General features: G+C 72.6%; 4 protein-coding genes. All 4 read right to left on the bottom strand.

Annotated elements, in window-relative coordinates; genetic code table 11:
• Nucleotides 1-101: 101 nt before the first annotated feature.
• A complete protein-coding gene (locus UW392_RS60745; RefSeq protein ID WP_320784092.1) occupies nt 102-917 on the bottom strand; it encodes a serine protease in 816 nt (271 codons plus the stop codon).
• A gap of 146 nt (nt 918-1,063) precedes the next feature.
• The gene (locus tag UW392_RS60740) at nt 1,064-2,605 is read right to left on the bottom strand and encodes an RNA polymerase sigma factor (RefSeq protein ID WP_320784091.1); all 1,542 of its coding nucleotides are present in this window, start codon (nt 2,603-2,605) and stop codon (nt 1,064-1,066) included.
• Between the two features lie 429 nt (nt 2,606-3,034).
• On the bottom strand, nt 3,035-3,922 hold the full coding sequence (locus UW392_RS60735; protein WP_320784090.1) for a FadR/GntR family transcriptional regulator: 888 nt from the start codon (nt 3,920-3,922) through the stop codon (nt 3,035-3,037).
• A gap of 162 nt (nt 3,923-4,084) precedes the next feature.
• Nucleotides 4,085-5,983, bottom strand: coding sequence for an ABC transporter ATP-binding protein (locus UW392_RS60730; RefSeq protein ID WP_320784089.1), 1,899 nt, complete (start codon nt 5,981-5,983; stop codon nt 4,085-4,087).
• Nucleotides 5,984-6,079: the final 96 nt, after the last annotated feature.

Raw genomic sequence — 6,079 nt, 5'->3', positions numbered from 1 at the left:
CCCGCCACCCGCGTACCGGCCCCTCGGAGCGGTCCGCAGGCGCCGCACCGTCCGGGCGCCCCGCCCCTCGGCGGGTCCGCCGGGCGGCCCCACGGGCCGGCTCACCGAAGCCGGCCCAGCGATCCCGCGATCTCCGAGATCCGGGTGTAGACGCCCGGGTTCCCGGCGTGCCCGCACCCGCTGCCCCACGACACCAGGCCGATCACCTTGCGCCGCGCGACCAGCGGACCGCCGCTGTCGCCCTGGCAGGCGTCACGGCCCCCCGCCGGCTCCCCGGCGCACACCATGGAGCGGGGCGTGTACGTGCCCTCGCTACTGCCCGGGTACGCCTTCTCGCACACCGTGTCGGGCAGGATCCTGACCCTCGACGCCCGCAGGGTACGGGCGTAGTCGCCGGTACCCGTCGTGTCCCCCCAGCCGTACACCGCGCCGTCCGTGTCCGGCCGGTACGCGGGGTCGCCCGCTCCCGCCATACGGATCACGGAGCTTTCCGGCAGCGGTGCGGCGAGGGTGAGGACGGCGAAGTCCCCCGCGTTGGTGTAGGTGTCGTAACGGGGGTTGACCCAGACCTTCCGTAGCGGAATCTCGCGGCCCTGCTTCGACAGCAGATCACCGCGGCCCGCGATCGCCTTCAGATCGGTCACCTGCTGCCACGGGATCCCCAGCACGGCCTCGCTCAGACAGTGGGCCGCGGTCAGCACGGTCGAGCGCGCGACCAGCACACCGCCGCAGAACTGTCCCGACCTCTCCGGTCCGAACCGGTCGCGGCTCGACAGCGCCACCGCCCACGGGGTCCGCGCGACGTCGACCGGCTGACCGCCGATGACGGCGTTCGCCGGCGCGGCCGCGGGGGTGGTCAGCGGTATCACCGTCGCGGTGACCGCGAGAGCCAGTACCCGGGCGAAGCGTCGACGCATGAGAGCTCCTCACTCCGTGGAGTCGATGGCACACCAAGAGTGGTCCACCGGCGGGGCTCCCGCGTGCTGCACACGCGCCGAAGGCCCGGCTTCCACCGGGGAGGCCGGGCCTTCGGGCGTACGAGCGAAACTCGGTCGAGCCGTGCTCAGTCGAGGTAGTCGCGCAGGACCTGCGACCGCGAGGGGTGACGCAGCTTCGACATCGTCTTGGACTCGATCTGCCGGATGCGCTCACGGGTGACCCCGTACACCTTGCCGATCTCGTCCAGGGTCTTCGGCTGACCGTCGGTGAGACCGAAGCGCATCGAGACGACACCCGCCTCGCGCTCGGACAGGGTGTCGAGGACGGAGTGCAGCTGCTCCTGGAGGAGCGTGAAGCTGACGGCGTCCGCCGGGACGACGGCCTCGGAGTCCTCGATGAGGTCACCGAACTCGCTGTCGCCGTCCTCGCCGAGCGGGGTGTGCAGCGAGATGGGCTCACGGCCGTACTTCTGGACCTCGATGACCTTCTCCGGGGTCATGTCGAGCTCCTTGGCCAGCTCCTCCGGGGTGGGCTCGCGACCCAGGTCCTGGAGCATCTGGCGCTGGACGCGGGCCAGCTTGTTGATGACCTCGACCATGTGCACCGGGATACGGATGGTGCGGGCCTGGTCGGCCATGGCGCGGGTGATCGCCTGACGGATCCACCAGGTGGCGTACGTGGAGAACTTGTAGCCCTTGGTGTAGTCGAACTTCTCCACCGCGCGGATCAGGCCGAGGTTGCCCTCCTGGATCAGGTCCAGGAAGAGCATGCCGCGGCCGGTGTAGCGCTTGGCCAGGGAGACCACGAGACGGAGGTTGGCCTCCAGCAGGTGGTTCTTGGCGCGGCGGCCGTCCTCGGCGATGATCTCCAGCTCGCGCTTGAGCTTCGGGGCGAGCTTGTCGGCGGCCGACAGCTTGTCCTCGGCGAAGAGGCCCGCCTCGATGCGCTTGGCGAGCTCGACCTCCTGCTCGGCGTTGAGCAGGGGGACCTTGCCGATCTGCTTGAGGTAGTCCTTGACCGGGTCGGCGGTGGCACCGGCGGCGGCGACCTGCTGGGCGGGCGCGTCGTCCTCGTCCTCGTCGGAGAGCACGAATCCGGCGTTCTCGGTGCCCTCGGGCTCCTCGCCGGGCTTGCCGGGGGCCGGGGTCTCCTCGAGGGCCTCGTCCTCGATCAGCTCGACGTCGTCCTTCTTGGCGGTCGTCTTCTTGGCCGCCGTCTTCTTGGCGACGGCCTTCTTGGCGACAGCCTTCTTGGCCGTGGTCTTCTTGGCCGCGGCCTTCTTCGCGGGCGCGGCGCCCTCGGCGGGATCGTCGGCGGCGGACGCCGCCGGAGCGGCGGCGGCAGTGGCCTTCTTGGTGGTCACCGTCTTCGCCGCCACGGTCTTGGTGGCGGTGCGCTTGGCCGGACTCTTCGCTGCGACGCTCTTGCGGGTGCGCTTGGGCTCCGCCGCACTGACCATCAGCGTCACACCCTCTTCCTCGAGGATCTGGTTGAGGCTGCGCAGTACGTTCTTCCACTGAGTGGCCGGGATCTGGTCGGCTTCGAAGGCCCGACGCACATCGTCGCCGGCGATCTGCCCCTCAGCCTTTCCCCGCTCGATGAGCGCCATGACAGAGACGGACTCGGCGATCTCCGGCGGGAGCGTACGGGATGTGCTGGCCGACACGAACAACCTCTCGGAACGTTGGAAAACGGCTTCCGGCCCCGTCCACTGCGGACAGGAGCCGACGACCGCCGACTGGGGATGGGCCGACGGCGCGGGCGGGGCCGACAAGAGCACAGCGCCACGAGCGGCGTCCGCATTCCCTTCTCGGCTGTCACCTCTTAGGTCATCGCGTTGTTCCGAGGAGCGTTACGCCCAATCTGCGTGGCCCGAGTCACATCCCGCAGATGCCCGCATCCACCCAAACCTGATCAAATGATGCCATCCATGACCATGACCGGTACGCACCCCGTGCCTCCGCCGCCCTTGCGCCGTCGGACCCCGCCGGTTCCCCTGGGGGAGCCGATGGGGCCCGACGGCGGAAGGTGACGCAGCCGGGCGCTCCCGGGAGGAGGCACCTCACCCGACGACCGTGCCGCCCCCGGCGCGCGGTCAGTGCTCGCGCGGCGCGGGGACCACGCGCTCCACCTCGGGATGGACCGTGAGCAGTTGGCGCATCGCCGCCTCGGCCGCCGCGCCGTCCCCCGCGGCGAGGGCGTCGACGAGCCGGGCGTGGTGGGCCAGCGAGCTCTCGTTGGGGCGGTCGCACCCGGTGACCGGGCCCCCGGAGACCTGCAGGGCGGCCGAGACGATGCCGGAGAGGTGCTCGAGCATGCGGTTGCTCGCGACCTGGATGAGCAGGGAGTGGAACTCGGCGTCCGCGCGCGAGAAGGTGAGCGCGTCCCCCTGCCCCATGGCGTGACCCATGATCTCGACCATGTCGCCGAGCCGCTGCTGGACCTCCTCGCGCCCGTGGCCGGCGGCCAGGCGCGCCGCGAGCGGCTCGATCGTCCAGCGCAGCTCGCTCAGCTCGCGCCGCTGGTCGTCGCGCTGCGGCCCGAAGGCGCGCCACTCGATGATGTCCGGGTCCAGCAGGTTCCAGTCACTGACCGGGCGGACCCGCGTGCCGACGTTGGGGCGGGCGCTGACCAGCCCCTTCGCCTCCAGGACGCGGAGGGACTCGCGGACGACGGTACGGGAGACCTCGAACCGCTGCCCGATCTCCTCGGGGACGAGCGGGCGGTCCGCACCGAGGTCGCCCGAGACGATCATCTGCCCGAGCTGCTGGACGAGTTGGCCGTGCAGCCCACGTCCACGGCTGCCGGCGGCGCGTCGGCCCACACGCCCCAGTTCGGGATCGGGGCTCTCCCAGGCCGGGGGGCCGACACGGTCGGCGCCGGGGGCCTCGGTGTAGGAGTAGCGGTCGAGTTCGCCCGGGCCGGCCAGGCCGGAGTCGGCGGAGCGGGCGGCGGTCATCATGGTGTGCGCAAGGGTACTCACGCATCCTTTGTCGGCGCCGATCTCAACTGCCTTGAGGTCTTTGGTGAAAAGCACACGAAAGGGTGATCGCTCACCCCATCGCAATTGACGCCTTATCGGAAAGAAAGGGGCTCACTGCGAGGAGTTGCGCAGCGGACGAGGACGGAAGGTCGCGGACTACGGTCATCGGGTCCCGCTCCGCAGGGTCGTGAGCAGGTAGACGCCGAGCAGCGAGGTCAGCGACAACAGCAGGGCTCCGCCCACGGGTTGGGTCACCACCCGGGCCGCGGCGGCGAGGTACTCCTCGCCTCCGAGCGGCCGGCGCGCCGAGCGCGGCAGGCCCACCAGGGGCACCTCGCCCAGCTGCGCCGAGAGCCCGGCCACGACCCGTGCGCCCACCCCCGTCAGGACCTCGTGCACGAGCGGCACGACGAGTACGGGCACCGCGAGCACCGCGGCCAGCCCCGCGGAGGTGGACCGGAAGACGCCGGCGGCCAGCACTCCGGCCCAGGAGCACCCGACGACGAGGCCGATCCAACTCGCTCCCTGCGTCGGCCAGTCCGGTGGCACCTCCGCGACTTCCGGCCCGTGGAGGAGGTGCAGCACCTCCAGGTCGCAGCCCACCGTGAGGACGGCCAGGAGCAGCCCGGTGGCCCCGGCCACGCACAGTTTCGCGGCGAGCAACCCCAGGCGGCGGGGAACGGCGCCGCGGTCGGCGGCCAGTACGGGGTGCCGGAACTCGTCGCCGAAGGCGAGCGCCCCGAGCAGTCCGGCGCCGAGCGCCGCGGGCGGCAGGGGCAGCTCCCGCGGCCAGGCGACGAGGAGGTGCGGCCGCGGGGTGTGCCCGACGCGCGCGAGGACGAGGCAGAGCAGGGCCGAGACGACCAGTACGGCGACGGCGGTGAGACGGCCGGCACCGATCCCGGCGGCCCGGCGCAGCTCGTAGCGGAGGGGGTGCGAGGGGCTCCGGGCGGGCCGGACGGTGATGGGTGGGGGAAACGGGGCAAGGGCACCGGTTGATGTCGCGGGGCGGGGTGGGGGTGCCTGTGCGGGTTCGGGTACCGGCGTCGGTGCCGGGGACTCGGCGGAGGACGCCGGGTGAGGATCCGTGGCGGACACCTCCGTGTCCCGCGTGGACGGGGCGGCGTCGGGCGCCCGGTCGCTCGACGTCGAGTCGCTCGACGTCCGGTCGTCGCGAGCCGGTGTCGGGCCCATGTCCCCCGTCTCGTCGGCGAGTCGGTGCACGAGGACGCCGTGCCGGAACGCGGCCTCTCCGACGTCGGCACAGGTACTGCCGTAGACCGAGAGCCGGTTGCCGTCCTCACGCACGACCTCGACCGGGCGCCGGGCGCCGCGGGCCTCCTCGGCCAGCAGCGCCGCAAGCCGTGCGGCGTGCGGGCTGCGGACGGCGACGCGGGGGCGCAGGCGGGTGCGGGCGAAGTCGGCCGCCTCCTGGTCGGCGACGAGTCTGCCGTGATCCAGGGTGACCACCCGGTCGGCGGCCCGCGCGGCTTCCCTGGGGTCCCGGGTGGTGAACAGCACGGTGCCGCCCCGGTCGGCGTGGGCGCGCAGCATCCCGTGCAGCCAGCGGCTCTCGCGGGCGGGCAGTCCGTCGCCGGGTGCGTCGAGGACGAGGGTGTGCGGATCGGCCAGGAGGGCGCAGGCGAGGCCGAGGCGGCGCTCCATGCCGTGCGGCAGGGCACCGAGGCGTTCGTCGCGCAGGCCGGCGAGCCCCACGGTCTCCAGGACGTCGTCCGCCCGCCGCCCGGGGACGCCGACCGCGGCGCACAGCAGGCGGAGGTGACCGCGGACCGTGCGGGCCGGATGGCCGGACACGTCACCGAGGACCGCGCCGACCTCGCGCGGCGGGTGCGGGACGCGGTGCAGGGGGCGCCCGCCGAAGTGGGTGGTGCCACGGCCCTGTTGGAGTTCGAGCATGAGCCGCACGGAGGTCGTCTTGCCCGCGCCCGGAGCGCCCAGGAGCACGGTGACGCGGCCGGGGCACGCCGCGAAGGAGAGGTTGTCGACGGCGGGCGGACGCTCCTTGCGGGAGGCACTGGTCAGTCCGATGGCCTGGATCACCCACAGCAAGATAGCGCCACATGCCCGTTTTCTACGGTTTCGTACGTCGGGCGATGGTACCGGCGGGTTGAGGGGGGCGTGGCGCCCCACCCGGAA

Source organism: Streptomyces sp. CRN 30 (assembly GCF_034105845.1).
This window is presented reverse-complemented; position numbering and strand designations above follow the sequence as displayed.

Coding starts and splice junctions, on each gene's coding strand:
- UW392_RS60745 (WP_320784092.1), bottom strand. CDS start 917: ATGCGTCGACGCTTCGCCCGGGTACTGGCTCTCGCGGTCACCGCGACG.